This window comes from Massilia sp. 01N417 (assembly GCF_056399645.1).
The window spans coordinates 178,679-204,972 of record NZ_JBFTRS010000005.1 but is presented as its reverse complement, the minus strand read 5'-3'; the positions used below and the strand labels follow the sequence as shown (position 1 = coordinate 204,972).

Genomic DNA, 26,294 nt, shown 5'->3' with positions numbered 1-26,294 from the left:
CATTCAGAAGATGTGGCGAATCCCGGTCATGAAGCCGTTCTGGCGCATGCCGGCGCCCACGGTGCCGCCGGCATCGAGGGCGATCGCCGCCGTTCCGCTGTTGTCCATGCTGCCGACCGCCGCATACACGGCGCTGCGGCGCGACAGGGAGTAGACCAGGCGCGCGACCAGCATGGTGCTGTCGTTCGGGCTGTCCTTCTGGTCGCGCCGGGCGCCCTGGACGTCGAGCTGGAGGGCCGCCGACAGGGGGCTGCTGAAGCCCAGGTAGTAGAGGTTCGAATCGACGTCGCCGCCGGCGGCGTGGGTCGAACGCACCATCACGCCGCCGCCGACCTTGGTCGCGCCCAGCATCACGTAGCCGTTGCCCATCAGGCGGCGGTCATGGTAGCGGGAAGCGTTCAGGCCGAAAGCGGCACCCGGGCCGCCGTTCATGCGGTCGTAAGCGACATTGAAACCATAGCGGGCCCGTTCCAGCCCCGCCAGCGCCGTCACCTGGCGGCAGGCGCGGGCGTCGCCGGCCACCTCGCCGCCGCAGGACGTGGCCGCCGGACCGCCGCTGGTGGCGGCATCGCGGCCGGTGCTCCAGGTCGCACCCAGCACCACGCCGTCGATATTCCCCAGGTAGCCGATCGCGTTGTCGCTGCGCGCATTCGGGATGTAGAGGTCGATGCTGCTGATCGAGAACAGGTTCGGCCCCAGCACATCACTCTTCTGGGTGGCGTAGAAGGTCATGTTCTGCTGGCGCCCCAGCATGAAGGTGCCGTAGGGCGTCTGCAGGCCGACCCAGGCCTGGCGGCCGAACAGGCGCCCGCCCTGGCTGGGCTGGCCGGTATCGACCTGGATCCCGTCTTCGAGGGCAAACACCGCCTTCAAGCCATTGCCCAGGTCTTCACTGCCGCGGAAGCCCAGCCGCGACGGCAGGCTGCCGGTCAAGCCCGGCATCTTGGTCATGTTGGCGCCGGCCGCATTCACGTTGGTGGTGTAGGCCAGGGCGCTGTCGACGATGCCGTAGACCGTCACCGAGGTCTGGGCCATGGCCGCCGTGCACAGCAGCGGCGAGACGGCCAGTGTCAGGAATACTCGTTTCAATTCTTGTCTCCTTGCGATCTCGAGGGTCAATGCGCGTCGACCACGACGGGCTGCACCGGCGCCCCGCCGCGGTGCAGCGAATTCACGACGAACAGGGCGATGGCGCCGAAGGCCATCGGGATGGCGATCACCTGGAACAGCGGAACCGCGTCGCCCAGCGCCATCATCAGCGCGCCGCCGATCATCGAACCGACGATCGAGCCGATGCGTCCCACCGCCAGTGCCCAAGCGATGCCGGTGGCGCGCGCCGTGGTCGGATACAGGCCGGCGACGAAGGCGTTCATGCCCGTCTGCGCGCCCACCACGCCGAAGCCGATCCAGAAGGCCATGAAGGCCAGCCAGCCCTGGTCGTGGATGACGTGGCCGAGGCAGCTCAGGGCAATGCCGGCCAGGAAGTAGGAACCGGCCAGCACGGCGCAGGGATTGAAACGGTCCATCAGACGCGCCAGCACCACGGCGCCGATCGTGCCGCCGAGCGGCACCATGGCGCCGATGCGGGCCGCCGACGGGATCGAATAGCCGGCATCCTTCATGATGGTCGGCAGCCAGCTGGACAGCAGGTAGAACACGAACAGCGAGCAGAAATAGGCCACCCAGATCAGCAGGGTGCGCGCCGCGAAGCCGCCGCTGAACAGCTGCGAAACCGGGGACTTCTGCTTGGCGCCGACGTCGCCGGCGACGATGGTGTGACCGCGCCAGCGCTTGTCGCCGACGATTTTTTCGACGACCTGGTGCAGGGCCTCGGCACGTTCCGGACGGCTGGCCAGGTAGCGTACCGATTCCGGCAGCAGGCGCCACAGGAAGGGCACCAGCACCAGCGGCGCCACGCCGCCGGCGACCAGCACGCCGCGCCAGCCGTAGCTGGCAATGATCTGCGCCGACAGTTCGCCGCCCAGCGCGAAGCCGGCGGTGAAGCCGCAGAAGCTCAGGCTCACCAGGAATACGCGCTGCTTCTGCGGCGAGAATTCCGAAGTCAGCGCGATACAGATCGGCATCGCCCCGCCCAGGCCGATGCCGATCAGGAAGCGCATCACGGTCAGCATGCCGATCGAGCCGGAAAACGCCGACACCAGGGTGCCGGTGCCGAATACCAGCATCGACATCAGGATGGCGGCCTTGCGGCCGATGCGGTCGGCGATCGGCCCCATCAGGAAGGCGCCGATCATCAGGCCAAACAGGCCGGCGCCGAAGGCCGGCGCCAGCTGCGGCGGCGTGAGCCCCCATTCCTGCTTCAGCGCCGGAGCGATGTAGCCGATCGACGCGGTATCGAAGCCGTCGATGGCGACCACGATGAAGCACAGCACCAGGACCGCGATCTGGTAGCCCGACAGCTTCGTGCCGCCGATGATGTCGTCGATTGTTACGGTGTTCTTGTTTTGCATGTCCGTCTCCTCCATTCGTTGTATTTTTCGGATCAGCGGTTCGCCAGGTCCAGGGCGACATCGACGATCATGTCCTCCTGTCCGCCCACCATCCGCCGTTTGCCCAGCTCCACCAGGATGTCCACGGTCTTGACGCCGTATTTTGCGGAGGCCGTCTCTGCATGCCGCAGGAAGCTCGAGTACACGCCGGCATAGCCGAGCGCCAGCGTCTCGCGGTCGACCCGCACCGGGCGGTCCTGCAGCGGCCGCACGATGTCGTCGGCCGCATCCATCAGCGCGTACAGGTCGCAGCCATGGTTCCAGCCCATGCGCTCGGCCGCCGCGACGAAGACTTCGAGCGGCGCATTGCCCGCCCCCGCGCCCATGCCGGCCAGGCTGGCGTCGACGCGGTCGCAGCCCTCCTCCACCGCGACGATGCTGTTGGCGACGCCGAGGCTGAGGTTGTGGTGGGCGTGCATGCCGGTTTCGGTCTCGGGACGCAGCACGTCCTTCAGGGCGCGGAAGCGGTCGCGCACGTCGTTCATGGTCAGTGCGCCGCCCGAGTCGACCACGTAGATGCAGGTCGCGCCATAGCTTTCCATCAGCCTGGCCTGCTCGGCCAGCCCGGCCGGCGTGGTCATGTGGCTCATCATCAGGAAGCCGACCGTGTCCATGCCGAGCGCACGCGCATATTCGATGTGCTGGCGCGAGATGTTGGCCTCGGTGCAGTGGGTCGCCACCCGCACCACGCGGGCGCCGGCGTGGTAGGCGTTCTTCAGGTCGTGGGTGGTGCCGATGCCGGGCAGCAGCAGGGTCGCGATCTTCGCGTGCCTGACCGTGTCGGCCACCGCCTCGATCCATTCGAGGTCGCTGTGGGCACCGAAGCCGTAGTTGAAGCTCGATCCCTGCAGGCCGTCGCCGTGGGCGACTTCGATGCTGTCGACGCGGGCAGCGTCCAGCGCGGCGGCGATGCGGCGCGCCTGCTCGACCGAGTACTGGTGGCGCACGGCGTGGCTGCCGTCGCGCAGGGTGACGTCGGAGATGTAGATTTTCTTGGATGCGGTCATGTCAGTTCTCCAGGGCCAGCGCGTTCAGCGCGTGCTCGGCGAAACGCTCGGCGCAGGCCAGGGCCGCGCTGGTCATGATGTCGAGGTTGCCGGCATAGGCAGGCAGGTAGTGGGCCGCGCCCTCGACTTCGAGGAACACGGAGGTCTTCAGGCCGCTCATCCTGCCGACGCCGGGGATGTTCAGCGGCTGCTCGGGAGAGATCAGGTCGAACTGGACCTTTTGCTTCAGGCGGTAGCCGGGCACGTATTTTTGCACCTCGGCCACCATCTTCGCGATCGAGGCTTCGATGGCGGCCTGGTCGGCCACCTCGGACAGGCAGAACACCGAATCGCGCATCATGATCGGCGGCTCGGCGGGATTCAGCACGATGATGGCCTTGCCGCGGGCGGCACCGCCGACGCTCTCGATGGCGCGCGAGGTGGTTTCGGTGAACTCGTCGATGTTGGCACGGGTGCCGGGGCCGGCCGAGCGGCTCGAGATCGAGGCGACGATCTCGCCGTAATGGACCGTGGCCACGCGCGAGACCGCGGCGACGATCGGGATGGTCGCCTGGCCGCCGCAGGTCACCATGTTGACGTTGGCGCTCTCGAGGTGGTCTTCGAGGTTCACCACCGGTACCAGGTAGGGACCGATGGCGGCCGGAGTCAGGTCGATCACCTTGATTCCGTGCGGCCGCAGCCGCGCATCGTGCTTCGGATGGTCGGCCGCGCTGGTGGCGTCGAACACCACCTTGATGTCGCCGAAGCCCGGCAGCGCCAGCAGACCGTCGATGCCTTCGTGGGTGGTCGGCACGCCCAGCCGGGCGGCGCGCGCCAGGCCGTCGGAGGCCGGATCGATGCCGACCATCGCGCCCATCTCCAGGTGCCGGCTGTTACGCATCACCTTGATCATCAGGTCGGTGCCGATATTCCCGGAACCGATGATCGCGACCTTCATTCTTTCCTTGTTCATTGCGTCTTTCCTTTGCTTGTCAGCGCCCGAGCGCCTTCGCGCTCTTGCCGCCGATGCCCCAGTGGGTCTTCGGCATCTCGTTCAGCAGTACGCGCACGCTGTCGCGCGGCGCTCCCAGGCTCTGCACCGTGGCGTCCGTCAGCGCCGCGATCAGCGCCTCCTTCTGCTCGTCGCTGCGGCCTTCCATCAAATTCACCTGGATGATGGGCATGATCAGGTGAACTCCATGCTCACCGAACCGAGCCACTGGAAGTCGACCGACACGCGGTCGCCCTTCTCCACGGCCACCGCCTCGGTGGCGCCGCCGGTCATGATCAGCACGCCGGCCGGGATCTCGCGGCCGCGCGCGCCCAGCATGTTCGCCAACATCGCGACGCTGGCGGCCGGATGGCCCAGCACCGCCGCGCCGGAGGCCACGGTCGCCACCGCGCCGTTCTTGCGCAGGACGATGCCGAGGTTGCGCAAGTCCAGCCCGGCCACCTGGCGGTAGGTATCGCCGACCACGTAGCGCGCCGCCGAAGTGTTGTCGGCAATGACGCTCTTGAGGTCGAACTTGAAGTTCTCATAGCGCGAGTCGATCACCTCGACGGTGCCGACCACGTAGTCGGTGGCGGCCAGCACCTCGCCGACGTGGCAGCCCGGTCCCTTCAGGGGACGCTTCAGCACGAAGCCGATCTCGGCCTCGACCTTCGGGTGGATCAGCGATGCGGTATCGATTCCGGCGCCGGTCCGGTAGGCGTGCAGGCCGTTGAGGAAGCCGTAGATCGGCTCCTTGACGCCCATCTGCTTGATCTTGGCCGGCGAGGTCAGGCCCATCTTGAGACCGCAAATGGGCGTGCCGCGCGCTTCCTTGCGGGCGCGGATGGCGTCCTGGATGGCATAGGCGTCTTCCCAGTCCATGTCCGGGTAGCGATCGGTGATCTTGCCGACGGCGCGGGCATTGAGCTCGGCGTCTTCGAGGTGTTCGGCCAGCGCCGCGATGGTGGATTGATCCAGTTGCATGGTGATTTCCCGAGTCAGATGAAACGAACCGTGGCCGAGCCGATGCCGCCCAGGCTCATGCGCAGGCTGTCGCCCGCCTGCACCGGCAGCATGGCGGCCAGGGAGCCGGACAAGATGACTTCGCCCGCCTTCAGCGACATGCCCAGTTCACCCAGGGTGTTGGCCAGCCAGGCCACGGCCGTGAGCGGATTGCCCAGCGCCGCGGCGCCGGCGCCGGTGGCGGCGATCTCGCCGTTCTTCTCGAGCGTCATGCCGACCGTCCTGAGGTCGATGCTGCGTGGGTCGACTGCCGTGTCGCCCAGCACGAACACGCCGGACGAAGCGTTGTCGGCCACCGTGTCCTCGATGCGGATCTGCCAATCGCGGATGCGTGAATCGACGATCTCGAAACAGGGCAGCACGTAGTCGGTGGCGCTCAGCACATCGGCCTCGGTCACGCCCGGGCCGCCCAGGTCGCGGCCGAGCACGAAGGCGATCTCGCCCTCGGCCTTCGGCGCGATCAGGCTGGACGCCTCGATGGCGTCGCCGTCGTTGTAGACCATGCCGGACGTCAGGTGGCCGAAGTCGGGCTGGCCGACCTTCAGCATGTCCATCACGACCTTGCTGGTCACGCCGATCTTCTTGCCGATGACGCGCTCGCCGGCCTGCAGGCGGCGCGCGATCATGTGCAGCTGGATCTGGTAGGCGTCCTGGATGGTCAGGCCTTCGACGCGCGCCGTCAGCGGCTCGACCGCCTTGCGTTCGACCAGCGCCCGGTACAGCTCGTTGCCGTACTGTTCAAGGTCGCCGCGGTTCATCTTGTTCACAGTGTTCATCCTTCCCTCACAGTTTGACGCAGACGTTTTTCAGCTCGGTGTAGAACTCGAGCGAGTGGATGCCGCCCTCGCGGCCGATGCCGGAATGCCTGGATCCGCCGAAAGCCGTGCGCAGGTCGCGCAGGAACCAGGAATTGATCCAGCAGATGCCGACCTTGAGGGCTTTGCCCATGCGGTGGGCGGTGCCGAGATCGCCGGTCCACACGGTGGCGGCCAGGCCGTAGCGGGTGTCGTTCGCCAGCGCAATCGCTTCTTCCTCGGTGTCGAAGGGCGCGATGTGGCAGCAGGGGCCGAAGATCTCTTCCTTGATCACCGCCGAGGATTCCGGCAGGCCGGTCCAGATGGTCGGCTCGACCCAGGCGCCGTCCTGCAGCGCGGCGCCGACGTCGGGTACGCCGCCGCCCGTGACGACGGTGGCGCCTTCCTCGGCCGCCTTGCGGTAGTAGGACAGCACCTTGCGGCGGTGTTCCTGCGAAACCAGGGGGCCGAAGTTCGTGCCTTCGGCCAGCGGGTGGCCCAGCGTGAAGCCCTCGGCCTTTTCCTTCAGGGCGGCGACGAATTGGTCGAAGATCGGGCGCTGCACGTAGACGCGCTCGGTGCCGAGGCAGACCTGGCCGGCGTTGTCGAAGGCCGAACGGGCGATGCCGGCGACGGCCTTGTCGAAGTCGGCGTCGGCGAACACGATGCCGGGGTTCTTGCCGCCCAATTCCATCGACACCGCGCGCATGCCCCTGGCGGCGGCGGCCATGATGGCTTCGCCGGTGCCGGTTTCGCCGGTGAAGGTGATCGCATCGACGCCCTGGTGGCGGGTCAGGAATTCGCCGGCCGAGTCCTTGCCGAAGCCGTGCACCACGTTGTACACGCCGGGCGGCACGCCGACCTCGTTCATCACTTCGGCCAGCAGGGTCGCGGTGGCCGGCGTCTCTTCGGACGGCTTGACGATCACCGCGTTGCCGCAGGCCAGGGCCGGGCCGACCTTCCAGGTCATCAGCAGCAGCGGCAGATTCCACGGGCAGATCACGGCGATCACGCCCTTCGGGCCACGCACGCCATAGTTCAGCGCCTGGCCGCCGTCCGGCGTGACCATGTCGAAGCTTTCGGTGGGCACGTTCTTGACCACGTCGGCGAAGATCTTGAAGTTGGCCGCGCCGCGCGGGATGTCGAGGTGGCTGGCCAGGTGCCAGGGCTTGCCGGTGTCGGCGACTTCCGCCGCCACGAACTCGTCGAAGCGGGCCATGATGCGGTCCGCCACCGCGTGCATCAGCTCGGCGCGCTTCGCCAGGGGCATCTTGCCCCAGGGACCTTCCATGGCCGCGCGCGCAGCCTGCACGGCGGCGTCGACCTCAAGCTGGCCGGCTTCGCTGACGCTGCCGATCAGGCTGTTGTCGGCCGGGTTGCGGTTCTCGAAGCAGCGCTCGCTCTGCACCCATTTCCCGTTGATGAAGTTCGGGAACATGTCTCGATCGGTCCTGTTCATGCGTTTTCCATTGGTGATTGATTGAATGAGGATTCGTGGTCGCCTGCCGTCAGGTAGTCCCACATGCGTTCGAAGATCCGGCCGGCGTCGGTGGCGCGCAGCGCCGCTTCGCGCTCGTCGAGCACCGCGCCCTGCGGCGCCAGCCCGGCGCTGCGCACCTGCAGCTCGACCCGGGCCGCGTCTTCCAGATACCAGGTCAGCACCAGTGCCTTCTCGAGCGTCGGCGCGGCGACCACGGCGCCGTTGCCGCGCATGACAACCGCATTGCCCTGCCCCAGTTCGCGCGCCACGCCGGCGGCCTGCTCTTCGGTGCGGATCAGCTGCGGGTCGTCCCACAGCGGCACCGGCGCCGGGAAGTAGGCGCCCATGCCATGCCGGCGCTGCGGCGTGCAGCGCGCGGTCGACAGCGACATCACGGTCGGCGGCATGCTGCGGATGACGGCGCCCAGCTCGGGACGGTTGCGGTAGATGTGCTGGTGGATGCGCACCTCGCCCAACACGCCCGCGGGCAGCGGGCCGTCCACCGGCACCACCACGCCGTCGTCGTGCTGCGTGATCAGCGCCATCGGCTTCGGCGCGCACACCAGGAAGTGGGCGGCGTCGAGCCGCAGGCTGCAGTGGCCATAGGCGTGCACCAGGTTGGCCCGCGCCAGTGCACGCGCGGCGATCCGCAGCCGGCGCTGCTGCCCGACGGTGGCGATGACTTCGGCGCCCATCATTTGAACTCCGGGATATCGGGTTTGGCGCCCCACTGGCAGAAGGAATCGCTGCGGAAGGGGAACTGGCGCGGCTGGTAGCTCGCCTCATCTTCCTTGCCGATCAGGCGCACGCCGGTCGAGTATTCGTAGGTCATGCCGTCCGGGCCTTCGAAGTAGAGAAACATGGCGCCGGAGGTCGGGTGCCGTCCCGGGCCGAAGCGGATCGGGATCCCGTGCTCTTGCAGCAGGTACCAGGCGCGCATCAGGTCGTCGATGCTCTCGACCTGGTGGTTGATGTGCTGGATGCCGGCGAAGGTCGAGGGGAACAGCGCGATCTTGTGGTGGACCTCGTCGATCCGCAGCAGCGGCGCGTCGCCGATCCAGTCGCTGACCTTTGCGCTGGCGAGTCCGGTCCAGAAGGCTTCGTCGCGCTTCGGATCGGTGGTGCGCAGGCCGACGTGGCTGAAGCCCGTGATGCCGGCGTCGCGGGTCGGGAAATACCGCCGGCCGTTGTGGTGCGGCGCCAGCACCAGTTCGATATTGTTGCCGCTCGGGTCCCTGAACTTCAGGAAGCCGCGCACGCGCCGCGCCTCGCATTCGGTGGCGCTGCCGAGGTGGACCTCGAAGCGCCGGCTCTCCAGGGTCGCGGCGGCGGCATCGAAGGCGGCGCTGTCGGCGACTTCGAAGGCGGTGGTGTGGTCGCGCGGGTCGCCCTCGAAGTAGCAGAGCGTGTGGTCGCGGCTGTCGGAGCGAAAATACACCGCCTTCGGCTCGCGTGCCGCGACCTGCAGCCCAAGGATGGTGGTGGCGTACTTTTCGGCGCTGGCCAGGTCTTGCGTGCCAAGCCGGACATAGCGGATGTCGTGCAGGTTGATCATGTCCCTTCCTTTGCAATCGGCTGTGCGAGCCGGCCGCGGTGCGGCGGGGAGGAGACGTGACGGCCCCCGGCGGTCCTGTTGCCAGGCCCACCATGGCGTCAATCCTGACGACGATGATCGATTGTTGTCTCCACCGGCCGCGCCGCCCGTCCTGCGCTGTGGCGGACGGTGCTGGTTCGCGAACTCTTGTTGAATGAGAATGTACGCAAGGCGCGCCTATTCCCATAGCAAATGTTTTCTATAGCCGGTATGTGATTTTTTTATACAGTATGGGCAGGGCCGAACAGCGACGCCAGCAACTGCCGCAGCCAGCGGTTCGACACATCCGCGTGATAGCGCTCGTGCCAGTGCTGCTTGACCTGGTAGCTGGGCAGCTCGACCGGCACCGGCAGCAGGCGCACCGCCTCGGTGCTCGCCAGTTCGGCCGCGTAGCGCTGCGGAACGATGGCCAGCAGCTCGGTCTGGGCCACGATCCGCGCCACGCCGAGGAAGCTGGGCAGGTTCAGCACCACGTTGCGCTCGATGCCCTCGCGCGCCAGCATGCGGTCGACGATGGCGTGGCCGGTGCCCGAGGTACGTACCCGCAGGTGGGCTTCGCTGCGCAGCGCTTCCAGGCTGAGGGTGTCGCCCACGCGCGGATGATCGTGCGCGACCAGGCACACGAAGTGCTGGTCGAATAGCTTCTGCTGGTAGAAGCCGGCCTCCAGGTGGGGCATGAAGCCGACTGCCAGGTCGACCGCACCGCTGGCCAGGTCGGCCGGACTGTCCGGCGAGATCTTCGAGATCTCGAGATGGATGCCGGGCCCGGTCTCGCGCAGGTGGTTCAGGAGGCGCGGCAGCAGCACGATCTCGCTGATGTCCGTCATGCAGATGCGGAACTCGCGCTTGCTGGCGGCCGGGTCGAACACCGGCTGGTCGGCCAGCGCGTGCTGCAGGGCCTGGAGCGAGCGGCGCACGTCCTCGATGGCGTTCTGGGCGCGCGGGGTCGGCACCATGCCGCGCGCGGTGCGGGTGAAGAGCTGGTCGTTGAAATGGCCGCGCAGCTTGCCCAGGCCGAGGCTGACCGTGGATTGCGGCAGGCCGAGGTTGTCGGCGGCGCGGGTCACGTTGCCGGTCTTGTAGATCTCGTCGAAGATCAGCAGCAGTTCGAGGTCGAAGCGCTTCATCCATCCACCATTATTTAAAATCCTGATTTAATGAATCATAAACGATCCGTTTCCGAGATAGTGCTGTTTCGTCACACTGGCTCCATTCAGAAAACGCATGGAGACCATCATGACTTCTTCTAACTCCGTCATCGTCGCCGGCGCCGGCATCGGCGGCATCGCAGCGGCGCTGGCCCTCGCGCGCCAGGGCATCCCGGTCACGGTGCTGGAGCAGGCCGCCACCCTCGGCGAGATCGGCGCCGGCCTGCAGCTCGGCCCGAACGCCTTCGCCGCCCTCGACGCCCTGGGCGTCGGCCAGCATGTACGCGAACGCGCCGTGTTCACCGACCGCCTGGTGATGATGGACGCGGTCGATTGCGGCAAGGTCGCGGAGGTCGAGGTCGGCGACGCCTTCCGCGCCCGCTTCGGCAATCCCTATGCCGTGATCCACCGCGCCGACATCCACACCGCCATCCTCGAACACGTACGCACCACGCCCGGCATCGAGCTGATCACTTCCTGCCACGTCGACGCCGTCGAGCAGGACGAGAGCCGCGTCACCGTGCAGTGCAAGGATGGCCGCCGCTTCGTCGCCGATTGGCTGATCGGCTGCGACGGCGTGAAGTCGGTGGTGCGCGAGGCGGTGATCGGCGACCAGGCCCGCGTGTCGGGCCACGTGGTCTACCGCGCCGTGGTGCCGGTGGACCAGATGCCCGAGGAGCTGCGCTGGAACGCCCCGGTGGTCTGGGCCGGCCCCAACTGCCACCTGGTGCACTACCCGCTGCGCGGCGGCCACCAGTACAACCTGGTCGTCACCTTCCACAGCCGCGAGCAGGAAACCTGGGGCGTGAGCGACGGCAGCAAGGAGGAAGTGCTGTCCTACTTCACCGGCATCGACGAGCTGCCGCGCCGCCTGCTGCACACGCCCTCCAGCTGGCGCCGCTGGAGCACCGCCGACCGCGACCCGGTCGACAACTGGACCAAGGGGCGCATCACGCTGCTGGGCGACGCCGCCCACCCGATGATGCAGTACCTGGCCCAGGGCGCCTGCATGGCCCTGGAAGACGCCGTGACCCTGGGCGAAGCGGTGCGCCGCTGCCGCCACGACATGCAAGCCGCCTTCGCCCTGTACCAGAAGTCGCGCATCACCCGCACCGCCCGCGTGGTGCTGTCGGTGCGCGAGATGGGCCGCCTGTACCACGCCAGCGGCGTCGAGCGCCTGGTGCGCAACCAGCTGTGGAAGGGCCGCAGCGCATCCGGCTTCCACGACGCCCTCGCCTGGCTGTACGACTGGAAGCTGGACAACTGCCTGGCCGAGACCTGATCCCTATCATCCGCTGGCGCTGGCGCCGGCTGCCGTCAGCGCGGCGCCCGCTCCCTGACAATGCCGCGGTAGACCAGGAAGGTGGCGACCAGGCTGATCGCGCCGGCGAGCGCCATCCAGTAGCCGGGTGCCGCCTTGTCGCCGGTGGCTTCGATCAGCCAGGTCGACACCAGCGGCGTCAGGCCGCCGAACAGCGCCGTCGCCAGGCTGTAGGCCAGCGAAAAGCCGGTGGTGCGCACCTGGACCGGGATGATCTCGGTGAGCGCGGCAATGGTGGCGCCGTTATAGCTGCCGTACAGGAAGGACAGCCACAGCTCGACCATCACCATGTTGCCGAAGCTCGGATGGGCGATCAGCCAGGACAGCGCCGGATAGGCCGTCAGCGCCGCCAGCGCCGAGCAGACCGCCATCACCGGCCAGCGGCCGATACGGTCCGAGAGCGCGCCCATGACCGGCAGCCAGATGAAGTTCGACAGGCCGACGCACAGGGTCACCAGCAGGCTGTCCGCGGTGCTCAGGTGGAGCACGCTCTTGCCGAAGGTCGGCGTGTACACGGTGATCAGGTAGAAGGCGACGGTCGTCATCACCACCAGCATGGTGCCGGCGGCGACCAGCGGCCAGTTCCAGGCGATGGTGCGCATCATCTGGCGGAAGGTCGGGTGCGACTTTTGCGCCAGGTAGGCTTCGGTCTCCTGCAGCGAGCGGCGGATATAGAAGACCACCGGGATGATCGAGCAGCCGATGAAGAAGGGAATGCGCCAGCCCCAGTCGGCGATGACGTCCTTCGGCATGGCGTTGTTGAGGCCATAGCCCAGCGCGGCGGCGAAGATCACGGCCACCTGCTGGCTGGCCGACTGCCAGCTGACGTAGAAGCCCTTGTTGCCGGGCGTCGCCATCTCGGACAGGTAGACCGACACGCCGCCCAGTTCCACGCCCGCCGAGAAGCCCTGCAGCAGGCGGCCGATCAGCACCAGCAGCGGCGCCAGCAGGCCAATCGTGGCATAGCCGGGCACGAAGGCGATCAGCGCCGTGCCGGATGCCATGATCCCCAGCGTCAGCACCAGTCCCTTGCGGCGGCCGATGCGGTCGATATAGCTGCCCAGGACGATGGCGCCCAGCGGACGCATGAAGAAGCCGGCGCCGAAGGTGGCGAAGGTCATCATCAGCGCGGCGTAATCGCTGGTGCTCGGGAAGAAGGCCTTGGCGATCTGGTGCGCGTAGAAGCCGAACAGGAAGAAATCATACATTTCGATGAAGTTCCCGCTCGTGACCCGGATGACGGCGCCCAGCCTGGACGGGGCGCGCGCCGGCGGGGACACGGCCGGCGCCGCATGGTTCGCGTTGACGGTGGATTCGATGGACATGATGAGCTCCGCAGAAGATTGATCAGTGGGCCGCGGCGGCCGGTTCCAGCCCGGTCGCCTCGATGGCGCCGGCGTTCGACGGCGCGGCGAGGAAACGCAGCAGGGTCCGGGCGGCGTCCGGATGGCGGCTGCCGCGCACCACGGCGCCGGAGAACTCCGTCTTCAGCTGCACGTCCTGCGGCAGCAGGCCGACGATGTCGATGCCCTGCACGGGCTTCAGTTCGCTGCGCTGCTGGCAGCCGAAATCGGCCTCGCCGTGGGCGATGATCTCGCCGACCGGGGTCGCCGGAATCTGGGCCGCCCTGCCCTCCATCTGCTTGCGGATGCCGAGCTTGTCCAGCAACTGGCGCCGGATGTATTCGCCGCTCGCGCTGTCCGAATAGGCCACGCGCGGCGCGGCCAGGAAGGCGGCGCGCAGGCCGTCGACGGTGCCGATGTCCGGCCTGGCGGCGCCGTGTCGGACCGCGCAGGCGATCGGCGAATTGGCGAGGACCACTTTGCTGCCCGGTTCGAGGCGGCCTTCGGCCATCAGCTTGTCGAGGGCGTCGCCGACCATGATGACGACGTCGATCGGCTCGCCGCGCTCCAGCCGCGCCGGGATCGCGTTCTTCGTCGCGCCCATCGAAGGCCCCCATGCCGAGACCAGGTGGTCGCCGCTGGCGCGCTCGTAAGGCGCGGCCAGGTCCTTGTAGGCCTGGGCGAAACCGCCCGAGCTGACGACGTGGAGATCGGTGGCGTGGGCGGCATGGGTGGAAGCGGTGGCCAGTGCAAGCGCGGCCAGCGCCGTCATCGCGGTGTTTTTCAGGTGGTGTGAACGCATGGCGGTCTCCTTGTATCGGTTAGAACTTCTGCATGAGGCCCAGCGTCAGGCCGGTGCCGTGGCGGTCGTTGGGACGGGAAGCGGTCAGGCCCGCGGCGTCGCCGCGCCAGACCGTGTAATCGGCTTCGAGGTAGGCGGTGGTGCGCGGCGCCAGCGTCTCTTCGACGAACAGGAAGCCGCGATCGAAGCCGTCGTCGGGCAGGCCGGTGGCTTCGCGCCGCACCGCGTACCAGGCGGTGGTCACGAGCAGGCTCTGTCCCAGGGCGCGGCTCAGGCCCGCGGACAGCACGCGCTGGTGCACGCTTTTATCCGTTCCCGTCACGGCCACGTTGCGCGCGGCGTTGGCCTTGAACTGCCAGGCGCCCTGCTTGAGCGCCGCGCCGATGGTCCAGGCGTCGAGCGGCATGCCTTCGCGGCTGCGGAATTGCGTGGTGGCCCCGGAGACCACCCAGTCCGGGCGCTGGTAGGCCAGGGCCACGCCGTGGCTGGAAGATGCCGCCGCGTCGCCCGGCACCTCGCCGAAGGAATAGGCGGCGCGCGCCTGCCAGGGGCCGAGATTGCCGGTGTACTTGACCGTGTTGTCGAGGCGGTAGAAGTTGTCCGCGTAGCCGCTGGGACCATACTGGCGCCCGAAGGCGTGGGTACCGAAGGCGGTATTGCTCAGGCCCGCGATGTTGATGTTCGGGTTGAAGGAAGCGTCGCGCTTGCCGAGCGGATCGACGGGGATGAGCGCATCGGACAGGAGGTTGGTCTGGCGTCCCAGTGCCAGCGTGCCGTAGGGGGAATCGAGGCCGGCCCAGGCCAGGCGGTCGAACATGCGGTCGCTCTTGGCCGAGGTGCCGGTATCGGCATTGATGCCGCCTTCGAGCCGGAACAGGGCCTTCCAGCCGCCGCCCAGCGATTCCTGACCCTTGAAGCCCCAGCGGCTGGTGTTGTCGACGCCGCTGCCGACGGCGGTCGTCGTGCCCGGCGTGGCGGGCGTGTTCCTGGCGCTCAGGCCGCTGGTGGCGCGCAGGCCGAGGTCGGCGATGCCGTACAGCTCGACGCTGCTCTGGGCCAGGCAGGGGCCGCTCGACACGAGCAGGGCCGTCAGGATGCATGAATGACGCACGTTGTCTCCGTATGAAATGCCTTCTTGGCGAGGCGATTGCTTATTGCGCCAATCATGCTTCATACGGGTTCATTTGATAATTGCAATTTTCCCGCGTATTCTTGCGCCATGCGCATCAATTACGACCTTCACGACTTGCAGGCCTTCGTCGCCGTGGCCGAACGCGGCAGCTTCCGCCAGGCTGCGGACGATCTCTTCCTCTCGCAATCGGCGCTCAGCCGCCGCATCGACAAGCTGGAGGAAAGCCTGGGCGTGAAGCTGTTCGAGCGCACCACCCGCCGCGTGCGCCTGACCAATGTGGGCCAGACCTTCCTGGTGAACGTGCGCACCGCGCTCGACGGCCTCGAGGACGCGGTGCTGGGCGTCGCCGACCTCGCGGCCCACCGCACCGGCACCGTCACCCTCGCCTGCGTGCCGACCGCCGTCTGGCATTTCCTGCCGGAGGTGCTGAAGCGCTTCAGCGCGCGCTTCCCGCGCATCCGCGTGCGCGTGCATGACGAAAGCGCGCAGGACGTGCTGAACCTGGTGCTGAACGGCGAAGCCGACTTCGGCATCAACTTCGCCGGTGCCGAAAATCCGGAGATCGTGTTCGACCCGATCTACGTGGAGAGCTATGTGCTGGCGATGCGGCGCGACCATCCGCTGGCGAAGCGCAAGGTGCTGAGCTGGAAGGAGACGGTCGACGAACGCTATATCTCGGTCGCCAAGTCCAGCGGCAACCGCAGCGTGATCGACGCCGCGCTGGCCGGCGTGGAAAAGCATCCCCTCATCTTTTGCGAGGTCAACCACGTGTCCGGCGTGCTGGCGCTGGTCGAGGCGGGCATGGGCGTGGCCGCGGTGCCCGGCCTGTCCGTGCTGCCGGGGCGGCCCGATGGCATTGTCGGCGTGCCGCTGGCGAATCCGGAAATCAAGCGCACGCTGGGCCTGATCAGCAAGCGCAACCACAGCATGGCGCCGGCGGCGCGCACCCTGTTCGAGATGCTGTCCGAAGCGCTGCTGAAGCGCCCGGCCGCGCGTTGATTCAGCCCGCCGCCAGCGGCGCCGAAGCGGCCAGCGGATCGAGGGTGGAACCGTCCGCCGCCCGCACATCGACCACCTCCACCGTGTACTCGCCGGGCGCGAGGTCGACCGCGAGGGCGACCGCCGCCGGACGCCGCGGATGGACCTGCACCGCCCGTACCGCCGCCGCCGGATGGATCCGGTAGTTGTGCGGATTGCCGGCGCTGTGCGGATGCACCGCATCGCTGAAGGAGATGTTCAGCTGCCCGCCGGCGGCGTCGTAGCTGGCTGACACCACTTGCAGGCCGCCCGGTGTCGGCCCGCCGACGCAGCGCGGCAGCTCCTCGCCCTCGACGGCGGCGCGCATCGCCTCCAGCAGGCATTCCAGTGACTCGACGTCGGCCGACCGGTCCTGCTTGCCGATCAGCGCCGCGATCAACTCGCCCAATTGGCGCGTCCCCGCCTGCATGGTCTCGCGCCACGCATTGCCGCCCTGGAGCGCGCTGCCGGCGACCATGGCGATGCCCTCGTACAGTGCGCGCCCGGTTCCCGGCGGCTTATCGAACGGCCGCGAGCCGCCCTGGTCCGCCAGGCAGGCGGCGCCGAAGGCCAGCGCCACCGCCATCGCGCCGTCGTACAGGGCTTCCAGGCGCAGCAAGCCGCCGCCGATGACGACGGTCTTCTGGCCGTACTCGGTGAACGCGAACACGTTCGGACGCTGGCTGGTCCAATCGACGTGGAAGCGGATGCCGGGACAGAAGGTCGCGTAAAGACGCGAGTAGTAGGCCGCCATCCAGCGGTTGGTGGCGTCCGACATCGGCCGCGCCGGCACGTCCGGCTCGAGCAGCCGGGCCTCCTGCCTGGGCGTGAACAGCGTCGCCGCGCGCGGCGGGATGACGGTGGCCGACTCGATGTCGGGCACGAACTCCGGATGCACGACCGGACCGGCGTCGAGGTCGACGGCGGCGCCGAAAGCCGAGCGGCAGACCGTCGCGTGGCGGGATCGGTAGGCCGCGGTGCCGACCGCCGGATGGTCGGCGCCGGCCGCCAGGTGAGGCTGCATCGAGTCGGCATGCTGGTAGCGCTGGAGCGCGAAGTCGCCGCAGACGACGCCGTTGACGATGATGCAGTGCTTGTCCAGGCTGCCGCGGAATTCGCCGTAGTCCGGCACCTCGGTCGCGATATGGTGCACGGCGCCGAAATAGCTGCCGCTGTGGATGCGCGCGACCGGCACCGCCCGCCCTTGCGGATCGACCAGGCAGTCGGTCCCCGGCACCAGCTGGTCGGCTCGCTTCAGGATGCCGCCGCCGGCCAGCAGGAACAGCTGGTTGGGCGACGCCACCATGGCCTGGCGGCGCTCGCCCGGCTGCCGGCCGCCGTACTCGATGTAGAACATCACGTTGCCGACGCCGGTGGTGTTCGGCGGCGAGCCGGCGCTGAACTGCACTTCGCGCGCTAACCATTCCCATTCCACGCCATGCCGGACGGCGGTCAGCACCTGGTTGCCGATCGCGATCTCGTCCATCGGCCGGTTGCCGCCCGGGACCGCGACCAGTGCGGTGGACGCGAAGTAAGGCCAGCCGCCCTCGGCGGATTTCAGGCTCCAGGCCTGGCGCTGGCGCTTGCGCTCGTCCCCGCTGTGCGGCGGGCGATCGGTGGTCGATGTCATGCTGTTTCCCCTTGCTTGATTGACGGCGGACGAACTGTAGGGGAATTGCCGTGCAGATACCTTCCGGTTTCCTTCCGGATGTTAAGCTTTTGATTTCAAAGGATAAAAAGACACGGGCCGCGACGATGCGCGGCCCGTATTTCATGCCGGATAGCCCGAAGGCCCGTGCATCACGGCGGGACCGGGGTGTTGTCTTCCTGCGGATCGAAGCGGACCACGGCGCCCGTCAGGGTGTTCGTGTACACGATGAAGAACTTGAAGGTCTCGGCGACGGGCAGCTGCGGGAACAGCGTCATCACCGACTGCCCGGCCGGGCCGGGGATGGTTTCCAGGGCCGGTGCGCCGGCCGGATTCGGCTCGACGCCGGTGATCGTCCAGCCGTTCAGGCTGGACTGGTAATCCAGCAGGAACAGGGTATTGGTCGCGCGCGTCTGATCCAGGTGGCACCTGGGCGTGGCGGTGCGGGTGACGCCGTCGACCGGCGACCAGTAGCTGTACCTGACCTGGGCGTCGTCCGCGCCGCGGCCGCAGATCGCGATCGTGACGCTGCGTTGTGGTGTAGCCGTCTTCATGACTTCCCTTTCGTTTTGCTTTGTAAAGACAGGAATTGCAGATAGTCGCGGTCGGCGAAGCCGAAGCCCTTCAGGCGCCCTGCCGCCTGCCCGGCGGGACCGTCCTCACCGAGGCAGTAGTTGGCCCTGACCCAGGGCTCGAGCACATAGTAGTCGCGCGAGGACGGCACGTCCGGTCCCAGCATGTCGACGACGCCACGGCAGGCCGTGCGCGCCGCGGCACGATCGCCCGCGGCATGATCGACGTCGGCCGACACCAGCAAGGCCCGGATCAGGGCCTGCCCCAGGGTCTTGTTGGCCTTGTTGGCGGCGTGGAGTTCACGCAGCCGCGCCACCGCGGCCTGGACTTCTTCGCGTGCGGGCCCGGCCCGGCCGTCCTGCAGCAGCAGTTCCGCCAGCCAGGCCTGGGTCAGGCTCGCCGTGCGCGCCCAGGTGACGTTTTTCGGATCCCTGGCCGCCAGGCCGGCCATGCGGGCATGCAGGTCCCGCATCCCGGCGAGGGCGCTGCCTTCGGTGCGCGCCAGGATGACCAGCTCCTGCAGTTCCAGACCCATGGCTTCGGCCTGCCAGCCGAGGTTCTTCTCGTCCGCTTTGGCAAGGCCGGCCATCAGCATGCGCGCGGCCCGGTAGTCCTGCAGCGCCGTCGCGTCCTGGCCCCGTGCCAGGCGGTTGGCGGCCCGGTGCTGGAGTGCCCAGGCCTCGCTCCTGGCCCACAGCGCCTCGCCCGGTGCCATTGCCCGCAGCCGCTGGACGATCGCCATCTCCTCTTCGTACAGCGCGCCGGCGGCATCCAGTTCGCCCAGCGCCTGCCTCGCGGCGCCCAGCCATGAAACGCTTCCCGCCAGTTCCTTCAGCAGCGGCCGGTCGTTCGGCTGGCGCTCGAGCACGCGGCGCTTGAGGGCGATCGACTGTTCGAATTCACGCGCCGCGGTCTGGGGATAGCCTCGCGACACGGCCAGCGAGCCGAGGTTGTTGTGGGCATAGGACTGCTCCATCCACCACGTCACATTGCCGGGCTCGAGGCGATTCAGGTCGTCGCTGAACCTGAGGTAATCCCGCCAGTGCGCGTCCGCCTTGCCGAAGTCGCTACCGTCCTTCGCCAGCTGCCCAAGCCAATACGCATTCACACCCAGGTTCTTGAGCACCTCGACGTTCGCCGGCGCGCGGGCATGCTGTTCCATGAGAATGCGCTGGCCGGCATCCAGCGCCTGCACCGCGCCCTTGGAGTCGCCGCGCGCGCGGCGCACTTCGGCGATCACCTGCAGCGCCTGCGCGCGCTGCGCCAGCGCGGTCATGCTCGATTCCTGTTCGCCCTTGGCGCCGAGGTAGTCGAGGGCCTTGGTGCTGACGCCGTCGAGCAGGTCGAGGCGGCCGAGGGGACGCAGCTTGTCGGCGAAATCGCCCAGCATATAGCCCATCAGGCCTTCGGCCTCGAGGCGGCGCTGCTCGGCCAGCTTGCGCGAGGCGGTGGCGCTGATGCCCAGCGCCAGCGCCAGCAGCGCGAGCACGACGATGCTGCCCATGGCAATCCGGCGCAGGCGCTCGCCGCTGCGCGCGCGGTGCAGCGACAGGCGGATCAGCTGCGCCTGGTCTTCGCTCAGGGCGAACTGGCCGGAGTCCTGCAGCGCCCGCGCCGCTTCCAGCTGTTTACCGCGCGGCAGCAGCAGCTCGGCGCTGCGCCCTTCGCGCACCCAGCGCGCGGTCTGGTTGGCCAGGCGCGCATGCTCCAGCAAGGCGCTCTTGTGGACGTCGATCCATTCGCGCATGCGCGGCCAGCGCCGCAGGATGGCTTCGTGGGCGATGCCGAACCCGGGCACCTCGCCCAGCAGCTCGCTGACGAACAGGCGCGATTCGACCAGGGCGTCGACCACCCGGCGCTCGGCCTCGCCGCGCAGCGCCGACCACGGCGCCCGGCGGCTGGTCACGGTCTCCTCGTTGGCGGCGATGACCACCACCAGCGACATGACGCGCTCCAGCGCGGCCTTCTGCGCCTCGTCGAAGCGGGCGACGACCTGCTCGGCGCGCTGCGCGATCGCACCTTCGACGCCACCCAGCTGGCGGAAGGCGTCGAAACCCAGCTCGCCGCTGTCGYTGCGCAGGGCATACAGCTCCTGCAGGCAGTATTGCAGCAGCGGCAAGGCATCCGGGCTGGCGGCGGCGCTTTCGCACAGCACGTCGTCCAGGCGCGCCTGGCTCTGCGGATCGGTGCCGAAGGAGAGCCCGGCGGCGGCCACCGGCAGGCGGATGATCTGGGCGATCTCGGCGAAAGTCGGCGGCGCCAGGTCGAAGTGGGCGCCATGCGGCTTCCCGTCCATCAGCAAAGGATGGCGGGCGATGTGCGGATAAAAATCGTTGCGGCAGCCGATCACCAGCAGGGCCGCGCCGCTGCGGGCCAGGGCTTCGATGGTGCCCAGCAGCGCGTCGCGTTCCGCGTCGGTACAGCGGCCCGGTGCGAACAGGGCCTCGGCATGGTCGATGAAGATGCCGAAGCGCAGCTGGCCGTAGTCTCCCTGCCCCGCGGCCAGGGCTTCCGTCATCTGGCGCAGCACGCCTTCACGGTCCTGTTCGAGGCGCGCCGCGAGGGACACCGCGCTGTCGCCGGGGAAGACGCCGTCAGCGCCGGCCTGCAGGTCGAGCATGGCACCGGCCAGGGAAACCAGCAGGCTTTGCTCGCCCTGCTCGGCGAGATCGAAGACGGTGGTGGACAGCAGGGCCGGTTCGCCGCCGCGCAGCGCCGGCGCCAGCGCCGGGAACAGGCCGGCGCGGACCAGCGAGGACTTGCCGGAGCCGCTGGGCCCGAGCACCAGCTGCAGCGCCAGCCCCGTCCCGATCTGGGCGTCCACCGACTTCAGCAGCCGGCGGATCGCCTCGTCGCGTCCGAAGAAGACCTGGGCATGCGCTTCATTGAAGGCGGCCAGCCCGCGGAACGGGGTCCGGTCCGCCCACCTGCCGGCCGTGCCCTGCCCCGACTTGCCGAAGCTGACCTGGGCCAGGGTGCGGTAGCCGCGCTTGCGCACGGTTTCGATGTAGCTGGGCGCGCTGGCGGTATCGCCGAGCAGGCGCCGCAGCTGGGCGAGGATCTTGTGGACGGGATTGTCGCCGTAGACGTCGGTGCGCCAGCATTGCGTCAGCAGCTCGTCGGCGCTGACGATCCGGCCGGCCGCCTTGCACAGGACCACGAGCACTTCCATGGCCCGCGGCTCCATCTGCCTGCGTTCCCCCGATTGGTGAATGCTGTTGGTCGAGGGGTCGACCAGCCATTCGCCAAATAGAAATTGCTGTGATTCCATTACGGGGGGATAGATGCCGAAAAGAAAATAGTGATTTCAAGCATCATATCATCCCAACATGCAAAATGGGAAAGCCTCGCCGCGCCATTTCACACCCGGCTATAATGGCGGCTGGGTGATCGTACCGCTCGGTACGACAGGATTCGCGCTGGTCGGGCCGCCACGCGGTTGAATCGCGCCCATATGAATAGCTTCCTCTCGAACACCTTCAAGGAATTTGCCGCATCCGGAAAAGCTGGCGGCACCGTCCTCATTCTCTGCACCCTGGTCTCCCTCCTGCTTGCGAACTCGCCGCTGGGCGGGCAATACCTGCATTTCTGGCACCAGCCCTTCGCCGGCCTGACGGTGGAAAACTGGGTCAACGACGCCCTGATGGCGGTGTTCTTCCTGCTGATCGGGCTCGAGCTGGAACGCGAACTGTACAACGGCGAACTGTCCGACCCGAAGAACGCCCTGCTCCCGATCGTGGCGGCGGCCGGCGGGATCGTCGTCCCGGCCCTCGTCCATTTCGGCCTGAACCACGGCACGCCGACCCAGGCGGGACTGGGCATCCCGATGGCCACCGACATCGCCTTCGCCCTCGGCGTGCTGGCCTTGCTGGGCAGCCGGGTGCCGGCCTCGCTGAAGATCTTCCTCACCGCCCTGGCGGTCATGGACGACCTCGGGGCCATCATCGTGATCGCCCTCTTCTATACGGCGGAGGTCTCGATCGGCTGGCTGGCCGCGGCGCTGGCGGTGTTCGTCCTGCTGGTGCTGCTGAACCGGATGGGGCGCGTGATGGCCCTGGCGCCCTATCTGCTGGGCGGCGTCCTGATGTGGTTCTTCATGCTGAAGTCCGGCGTGCACGCGACCATCGCCGGCGTGCTGCTGGCCTTCGCGATTCCGTATTCCGCCAGGCTGGAACAGCTGCTGCACAAGCCGGTGGCCTTCCTGATCCTGCCGGTCTTCGCGCTGGCGAATACCGGCGTCGTGATCGGCGCGGACTGGGCGCAGGCGCTGCTGACGTCCAACAGCCTGGGCATCGTGCTCGGCCTGGGCGCCGGGAAACCGGTCGGGATCGTGCTGGCGACTTTCGCCGCCGTCGCGCTCGGCCTGTGCCGCCTGCCATCAAGCCTGGCCTGGCGCCACGTGCTCGGCGCCGGCCTGCTCGGCGGGATCGGCTTCACCATGTCGATCTTCATCACCAACCTCGCCTTCGCGGGCGAGGCCGGCCTCGTCAACGGGTCGAAGATGGCGATCCTGGTCGCCTCGCTGGTAGCCGGCGTGGCCGGCTTTACATGGTTAAGGCTGGCCGGGGGAGCGGCCGATGACCCAGGGACGCCGCGTGCAGCTTGAACACGCCCACGGCATCCGACAGCTGATGCGCCTGCTCTTCCAGGCTCGCCGCCGCGGCGGCGGCCTCCTCGACCAGCGCGGCGTTCTGCTGGGTGGATTGATCCATCTCGACGATGGCAATGTTGACCTGCTCGATGCCGGCGCTCTGCTCCGCGCTGGCGGCGGCAAATTCGTTCATCAGCGCCGCGACCTTGTTCACCGAGCCGACGATGTCGCTCATCGTGCTGCCGGCCTGGTCGACCAGGCGGCCGCCGGCGTCGACCTTGGCGACCGAATCCTCGATCAGCGCCTTGATCTCCTTGGCCGCGCCGGCCGAGCGCTGCGCCAGGTTGCGCACCTCGGCCGCCACCACGGCGAAGCCGCGGCCCTGTTCGCCGGCCCGCGCCGCCTCCACCGCGGCGTTGAGCGCGAGGATATTGGTCTGGAAGGCGATGCTGTCGATCACGCCGATAATCTCGGCGATCTTGCCCGAGCTTTGCTTGATCGCTCCCATGGTCGAGACGACCTCGGTGACCACCTCGCCGCCACGGCTGGCATGGTCGGCGGCCGACACGACGAACTGCCTTGCCTGGCGCGCGTTGTCGGCATTGGTCTTGACGATCGAGGTCAATTCTTCCATCGACGAGGCGGTTTCTTCCAGGCTGCCGGCCTGCGCTTCGGTACGCGAGGACAGGTTCAGGTTGCCGGCGGCGATCTGCGCCGAAGCGGTGGCGATGGTGTCGGTGCTCGAACGGACCGCGCTCACGGTGTGGGTAAGGCTGGCCACCATGGTCTTGAGCGCCTCCATCAGGCGTCCGGTTTCATCGCCGCGCGTGACCTCGATCCGCATCGTCAGATCGCCCTGGGCGACGGTTTCGGCGAGCGCCACCGCTTCGCCGATCGGCCGGGTGACCGACTTCGTGATCAGGTAGCCGGCAAGGGCCGAGACGACGGTCGCCAGGGCCAGCAGCGCCAGCAGGAGAACGGTGGCGTCGTGCGAGGCTTCGGCGGCCTCCTCGCCCAGCCGGTCGACGCGCTCGGTTTCGTGCTTGAGCAGGGCGTCGAGACGGCCAAAGTAGGCGTTTTGCAGCGGCACCACGGTGGCGAACAGGAAGTCGACGGCGGCCGCGCGATCGCCCTTGTTGAACTGCTCGACGGCTTGTGCGCGCTTGGCGGTGAAGGCCGCGTAAGCACTGCCCTGGTCGCCGAGCAGCTTCCTTTCCTCGTCCGAGCTCATCAGCTGACCGAGATTGGCGGCGGCTTCGCTGCCGATGCGGTCGGCATCGAGCACGGCCTCGAAGAACTTGGCCGATTGCGCCGGGTCGGTCGCCAGCATGGCGTTGCGCAAGGCTTGCGCGCCGCGGTTGGCGTAGCTGCGCATGACGTTGGTCTGCTCCACCGCCACATAGCGCTGCTTGACGATCTGGTCGGTGAGCGCGCTGGTGTGACGGATGCGGTTAATGCCGATCAGCGACATCAGCAACATGATGGCGATCGTGATGCTGAAGCCGATCGCCAGGCGCGAACCGATACGGAAATTCGAAAGCATAGGGTCTTTCTCGAGAAGAGAGGCTGGGCGCTTTTATGCTAGCTCAAAATTTCCCGACGGAAATCAGCAATGGCGCGGTTCGGGACAAAATGCAACACTTGCCCCGCCATCGATGCGCGCGGATTTGTCATGATGCTCACATTTTTGCATCGCGCGTATCATGTTGTCATGGCGTCGACTTCCATGAGAGGCCCAATGAACAGTTTGCTGGTCTTCGATTACGAAACGACAGGCCTGGATCCGAGCCGCGACCGGCCGATGCAGTTCGCCTGCGTGCGCACGGATATGGAACTGAACCTCATCGGCAAGCCGATGACCTTGTACTGCAAGCCTTATCCTGACCTCCTGCCCGACCCCGATGCCTGCGTCATCACCGGCATCACGCCGCAGCTGTGCGAGGAAGCGGGTCTCCCGGAACTGCAGTTCGTTGCGGAAGTCCGGCGCCAGATGACGATGCCGGGCACGATTTCATTCGGCTACAACTCGATCGCCTTCGACGACGAGATCACGCGCTTCATGTTCTGGCGAAACCTGATCGATCCCTATGCCCGCGAATGGAAGGATGGCTGCGGCCGATGGGACCTGATCGGGCTGGTGCGCGCCGTCCACGCCCTGCGCCCCGGGACGCTGGCGTGGCCGCGCGACGGCCAGGGCAATCCCTCGTTCAAGCTGGCCAGCCTCAGCAAGGCGAACGGCCTGCCGCACGGACTGGCGCACGATGCCCTGTCGGACGTGGGCGCCACCATCTCGCTCGCACGGCTGATCAGGCAGCGGCAGCCGGCGCTGTACGCGCATTGCTTCGCGATGCGCGACAAGGCCCTGGCGCTACACGAAATGGACCCGGAACAGCAGGCGCCCTTCCTCCATATCGGACGCGGATCGCCGGAGACGGCCGGGATCCGGATCATGATGCCGGTCGCCGCCCACCCCACCAACAGGAACGAAGTGATCGCCTGGGACCTGGCCGCGGATCCGCGCCAGCTGCTCGACATCGATGCCGAGACCCTGCGCAGGCGCCTGTTCACCAGGCCGGAAGACCAGCCCGAAGGCTTCAGCCGGATGCCCATCCACTGCATCGCCGCGAACAAGTCGCCGATCGTGTTCCGGAAGCTGGACGTCCTGCCGCCGGAGCGGGCGGCCGAACTGGGCCTCGACCTCGATGCGGCGCTCGCGAACGTCGCCGACATGCGGGACGTGCTGCGGGCGGTCGACCTGCCCCGGCTGCTGCAGGCGGCGTTTACCCGGCCGTCCTTCGACGGCGATCCCGAGGAGGCCCTGTACGCGGGCTTCATCGGCAACGACCGCCGCACCCTCGACCAGCTGTTGACCCTGGACCCGGCCAACCTGGCGTCGGTCAGGCCGGAATTCAGCGATCCCAGGCTGACCGCCCTCTTCCTGCGCTACAAGGCGCGCCACTATCCCGGATTCCTGTCCCAGCGGGAGCAGGACAAGTGGGAAGAGCACCGCTTCGACAAGCTGATCTCGGGCTATCCCGGCAGCCGCACGGTCTCCATGGTGCGCGCCGCGGTCGCCGATTGCCGGCGCAGGCTGGGCCAGTCGGCGGATCCCCTCGATGCCGCGAAATATGACATCCTCGACCAGGTGCTGGCGTATGCGAACGGGCTGGCGGCCGAGATCGATCCTTTCGATACCGCCGGGCCGGCCGAGCTTCCGCCCCCTGCTCCGCCGGTGCCCGCCGCGCCTGCCCCGTCCGCGACGCCGGTCCAGCCCGACCTGTTCGGCGGCGCGGATGTGACGCCGTCCACGGGCCGGACCAGAAGACGCCGATAGGCGGATG

Annotated in this window: 22 protein-coding genes; 4 read left to right on the top strand and 18 right to left on the bottom strand. The window is 67.9% G+C overall.

Annotation, left to right across the window (positions count from 1 at the left end; all coding sequences use genetic code 11):
* Positions 1-3: 3 nt before the first annotated feature.
* From AC1DOQ_RS07825 to AC1DOQ_RS07775, 11 genes are all read right to left on the bottom strand, one after another.
* Complete coding sequence (locus AC1DOQ_RS07825) at positions 4-1,089, bottom strand: porin (RefSeq protein WP_477361879.1); 1,086 nt, start codon at positions 1,087-1,089, stop codon at positions 4-6.
* A gap of 26 nt (positions 1,090-1,115) precedes the next feature.
* Positions 1,116-2,471 carry an MFS transporter gene (locus tag AC1DOQ_RS07820; protein WP_477361877.1) on the bottom strand — a complete coding sequence of 452 codons (1,356 nt, stop codon included), beginning with the start codon at positions 2,469-2,471 and terminating at the stop codon, positions 1,116-1,118.
* Between the two features lie 32 nt (positions 2,472-2,503).
* Positions 2,504-3,517 (bottom strand): 4-hydroxy-2-oxovalerate aldolase, encoded by a 1,014-nt coding sequence (gene dmpG, locus AC1DOQ_RS07815; RefSeq protein ID WP_477361875.1) that lies wholly within the window; start codon positions 3,515-3,517, stop codon positions 2,504-2,506.
* Position 3,518: 1 nt separating this feature from the next.
* On the bottom strand, positions 3,519-4,469 hold the full coding sequence (locus AC1DOQ_RS07810) for an acetaldehyde dehydrogenase (acetylating) (protein ID WP_477361873.1): 951 nt from the start codon (positions 4,467-4,469) through the stop codon (positions 3,519-3,521).
* A gap of 19 nt (positions 4,470-4,488) precedes the next feature.
* Positions 4,489-4,680, bottom strand: a complete 192-nt coding sequence (locus AC1DOQ_RS07805) for a 4-oxalocrotonate tautomerase (RefSeq protein WP_477361871.1) — start codon at positions 4,678-4,680, stop codon at positions 4,489-4,491.
* A gap of 2 nt (positions 4,681-4,682) precedes the next feature.
* Positions 4,683-5,471: a 2-oxo-3-hexenedioate decarboxylase gene (gene dmpH / locus AC1DOQ_RS07800; protein ID WP_477361869.1), complete on the bottom strand. Its 789-nt coding sequence runs from the start codon at positions 5,469-5,471 to the stop codon at positions 4,683-4,685.
* Positions 5,472-5,485: 14 nt separating this feature from the next.
* A complete protein-coding gene (gene dmpE / locus AC1DOQ_RS07795; protein ID WP_477362043.1) occupies positions 5,486-6,268 on the bottom strand; it encodes a 2-oxopent-4-enoate hydratase in 783 nt (260 codons plus the stop codon).
* Between the two features lie 25 nt (positions 6,269-6,293).
* The gene (locus AC1DOQ_RS07790) at positions 6,294-7,763 is read right to left on the bottom strand and encodes a 2-hydroxymuconic semialdehyde dehydrogenase (RefSeq protein WP_477361867.1); all 1,470 of its coding nucleotides are present in this window, start codon (positions 7,761-7,763) and stop codon (positions 6,294-6,296) included.
* Positions 7,760-8,482: a class II aldolase/adducin family protein gene (locus AC1DOQ_RS07785; RefSeq protein WP_477361865.1), complete on the bottom strand. Its 723-nt coding sequence runs from the start codon at positions 8,480-8,482 to the stop codon at positions 7,760-7,762. Before AC1DOQ_RS07785 ends, AC1DOQ_RS07790 begins: the two co-directional genes overlap by 4 nt.
* Complete coding sequence (locus AC1DOQ_RS07780) at positions 8,479-9,339, bottom strand: VOC family protein (protein WP_477361863.1); 861 nt, start codon at positions 9,337-9,339, stop codon at positions 8,479-8,481. Before AC1DOQ_RS07780 ends, AC1DOQ_RS07785 begins: the two co-directional genes overlap by 4 nt.
* A 260-nt stretch (positions 9,340-9,599) precedes the next feature.
* Complete coding sequence (locus tag AC1DOQ_RS07775; protein ID WP_477361861.1) at positions 9,600-10,505, bottom strand: LysR family transcriptional regulator; 906 nt, start codon at positions 10,503-10,505, stop codon at positions 9,600-9,602.
* Positions 10,506-10,614: 109 nt separating this feature from the next.
* On the opposite strand from AC1DOQ_RS07775, the gene AC1DOQ_RS07770 reads away from it, so the two are divergent.
* Positions 10,615-11,808: a 3-hydroxybenzoate 6-monooxygenase gene (locus AC1DOQ_RS07770; RefSeq protein ID WP_477361859.1), complete on the top strand. Its 1,194-nt coding sequence runs from the start codon at positions 10,615-10,617 to the stop codon at positions 11,806-11,808.
* A 35-nt stretch (positions 11,809-11,843) separates the two neighbouring features.
* On the opposite strand, the gene tcuC is transcribed toward AC1DOQ_RS07770, so the two are convergent.
* Genes tcuC through AC1DOQ_RS07755 form a run of 3 tightly spaced genes read right to left on the bottom strand, consistent with a single transcriptional unit; the run spans position 11,844 to position 15,103 of the window.
* Positions 11,844-13,172 carry a tricarballylate/proton symporter TcuC gene (gene tcuC / locus AC1DOQ_RS07765; protein WP_477361857.1) on the bottom strand — a complete coding sequence of 443 codons (1,329 nt, stop codon included), beginning with the start codon at positions 13,170-13,172 and terminating at the stop codon, positions 11,844-11,846.
* Between the two features lie 22 nt (positions 13,173-13,194).
* Positions 13,195-13,992, bottom strand: a complete 798-nt coding sequence (locus AC1DOQ_RS07760; protein ID WP_477361855.1) for a substrate-binding domain-containing protein — start codon at positions 13,990-13,992, stop codon at positions 13,195-13,197.
* A 19-nt stretch (positions 13,993-14,011) separates the two neighbouring features.
* Complete coding sequence (locus tag AC1DOQ_RS07755) at positions 14,012-15,103, bottom strand: porin (protein ID WP_477361853.1); 1,092 nt, start codon at positions 15,101-15,103, stop codon at positions 14,012-14,014.
* 108 nt (positions 15,104-15,211) lie between these two features.
* On the opposite strand from AC1DOQ_RS07755, the gene AC1DOQ_RS07750 reads away from it, so the two are divergent.
* Positions 15,212-16,123, top strand: a complete 912-nt coding sequence (locus AC1DOQ_RS07750) for a LysR family transcriptional regulator (RefSeq protein WP_477361851.1) — start codon at positions 15,212-15,214, stop codon at positions 16,121-16,123.
* Between the two features lies 1 nt (position 16,124).
* Here AC1DOQ_RS07750 and AC1DOQ_RS07745 read toward each other — a convergent pair whose 3' ends face one another.
* The 3 genes from AC1DOQ_RS07745 to AC1DOQ_RS07735 form a co-directional block, all read right to left on the bottom strand.
* The gene (locus AC1DOQ_RS07745; protein ID WP_477361849.1) at positions 16,125-17,771 is read right to left on the bottom strand and encodes a hypothetical protein; all 1,647 of its coding nucleotides are present in this window, start codon (positions 17,769-17,771) and stop codon (positions 16,125-16,127) included.
* Between the two features lie 170 nt (positions 17,772-17,941).
* On the bottom strand, positions 17,942-18,343 hold the full coding sequence (locus AC1DOQ_RS07740) for a hypothetical protein (protein ID WP_477361847.1): 402 nt from the start codon (positions 18,341-18,343) through the stop codon (positions 17,942-17,944).
* Positions 18,340-21,549 (bottom strand): nSTAND1 domain-containing NTPase, encoded by a 3,210-nt coding sequence (locus AC1DOQ_RS07735; RefSeq protein WP_477361845.1) that lies wholly within the window; start codon positions 21,547-21,549, stop codon positions 18,340-18,342. The genes AC1DOQ_RS07740 and AC1DOQ_RS07735 overlap by 4 nt, the downstream gene beginning before the upstream one ends.
* A gap of 267 nt (positions 21,550-21,816) precedes the next feature.
* On the opposite strand from AC1DOQ_RS07735, the gene nhaA reads away from it, so the two are divergent.
* Positions 21,817-22,968 (top strand): Na+/H+ antiporter NhaA, encoded by a 1,152-nt coding sequence (gene nhaA, locus AC1DOQ_RS07730; RefSeq protein WP_477361843.1) that lies wholly within the window; start codon positions 21,817-21,819, stop codon positions 22,966-22,968.
* Here nhaA and AC1DOQ_RS07725 read toward each other — a convergent pair.
* A complete protein-coding gene (locus AC1DOQ_RS07725) occupies positions 22,907-24,496 on the bottom strand; it encodes a methyl-accepting chemotaxis protein (RefSeq protein WP_477361841.1) in 1,590 nt (529 codons plus the stop codon). The two genes, nhaA and AC1DOQ_RS07725, sit on opposite strands and share 62 nt — an antisense overlap.
* 195 nt (positions 24,497-24,691) lie before the next feature.
* On the opposite strand from AC1DOQ_RS07725, the gene sbcB reads away from it, so the two are divergent.
* Positions 24,692-26,287, top strand: a complete 1,596-nt coding sequence (gene sbcB / locus AC1DOQ_RS07720; RefSeq protein ID WP_477361839.1) for an exodeoxyribonuclease I — start codon at positions 24,692-24,694, stop codon at positions 26,285-26,287.
* Positions 26,288-26,294 lie beyond the last annotated feature (7 nt).

What these genes read in the sequence shown, in the direction of transcription:
- AC1DOQ_RS07820 (WP_477361877.1), bottom strand. Translation starts at nt 2,471, where the DNA reads ATGCAAAACAAGAACACCGTAACAATCGACGACATCATCGGCGGCACG.
- dmpG (WP_477361875.1), bottom strand. Translation starts at nt 3,517, where the DNA reads ATGACCGCATCCAAGAAAATCTACATCTCCGACGTCACCCTGCGCGAC.
- AC1DOQ_RS07810 (WP_477361873.1), bottom strand. Translation starts at nt 4,469, where the DNA reads ATGAACAAGGAAAGAATGAAGGTCGCGATCATCGGTTCCGGGAATATC.
- AC1DOQ_RS07805 (WP_477361871.1), bottom strand. Translation starts at nt 4,680, where the DNA reads ATGCCCATCATCCAGGTGAATTTGATGGAAGGCCGCAGCGACGAGCAG.
- dmpH (WP_477361869.1), bottom strand. Translation starts at nt 5,471, where the DNA reads ATGCAACTGGATCAATCCACCATCGCGGCGCTGGCCGAACACCTCGAA.
- dmpE (WP_477362043.1), bottom strand. Translation starts at nt 6,268, where the DNA reads ATGAACCGCGGCGACCTTGAACAGTACGGCAACGAGCTGTACCGGGCG.
- AC1DOQ_RS07790 (WP_477361867.1), bottom strand. Translation starts at nt 7,763, where the DNA reads ATGAACAGGACCGATCGAGACATGTTCCCGAACTTCATCAACGGGAAA.
- AC1DOQ_RS07785 (WP_477361865.1), bottom strand. Translation starts at nt 8,482, where the DNA reads ATGATGGGCGCCGAAGTCATCGCCACCGTCGGGCAGCAGCGCCGGCTG.
- AC1DOQ_RS07780 (WP_477361863.1), bottom strand. Translation starts at nt 9,339, where the DNA reads ATGATCAACCTGCACGACATCCGCTATGTCCGGCTTGGCACGCAAGAC.
- AC1DOQ_RS07775 (WP_477361861.1), bottom strand. Translation starts at nt 10,505, where the DNA reads ATGAAGCGCTTCGACCTCGAACTGCTGCTGATCTTCGACGAGATCTAC.
- AC1DOQ_RS07770 (WP_477361859.1), top strand. Translation starts at nt 10,615, where the DNA reads ATGACTTCTTCTAACTCCGTCATCGTCGCCGGCGCCGGCATCGGCGGC.
- tcuC (WP_477361857.1), bottom strand. Translation starts at nt 13,172, where the DNA reads ATGTCCATCGAATCCACCGTCAACGCGAACCATGCGGCGCCGGCCGTG.
- AC1DOQ_RS07760 (WP_477361855.1), bottom strand. Translation starts at nt 13,992, where the DNA reads ATGCGTTCACACCACCTGAAAAACACCGCGATGACGGCGCTGGCCGCG.
- AC1DOQ_RS07750 (WP_477361851.1), top strand. Translation starts at nt 15,212, where the DNA reads ATGCGCATCAATTACGACCTTCACGACTTGCAGGCCTTCGTCGCCGTG.
- AC1DOQ_RS07745 (WP_477361849.1), bottom strand. Translation starts at nt 17,771, where the DNA reads ATGACATCGACCACCGATCGCCCGCCGCACAGCGGGGACGAGCGCAAG.
- AC1DOQ_RS07740 (WP_477361847.1), bottom strand. Translation starts at nt 18,343, where the DNA reads ATGAAGACGGCTACACCACAACGCAGCGTCACGATCGCGATCTGCGGC.
- nhaA (WP_477361843.1), top strand. Translation starts at nt 21,817, where the DNA reads ATGAATAGCTTCCTCTCGAACACCTTCAAGGAATTTGCCGCATCCGGA.
- AC1DOQ_RS07725 (WP_477361841.1), bottom strand. Translation starts at nt 24,496, where the DNA reads ATGCTTTCGAATTTCCGTATCGGTTCGCGCCTGGCGATCGGCTTCAGC.
- sbcB (WP_477361839.1), top strand. Translation starts at nt 24,692, where the DNA reads ATGAACAGTTTGCTGGTCTTCGATTACGAAACGACAGGCCTGGATCCG.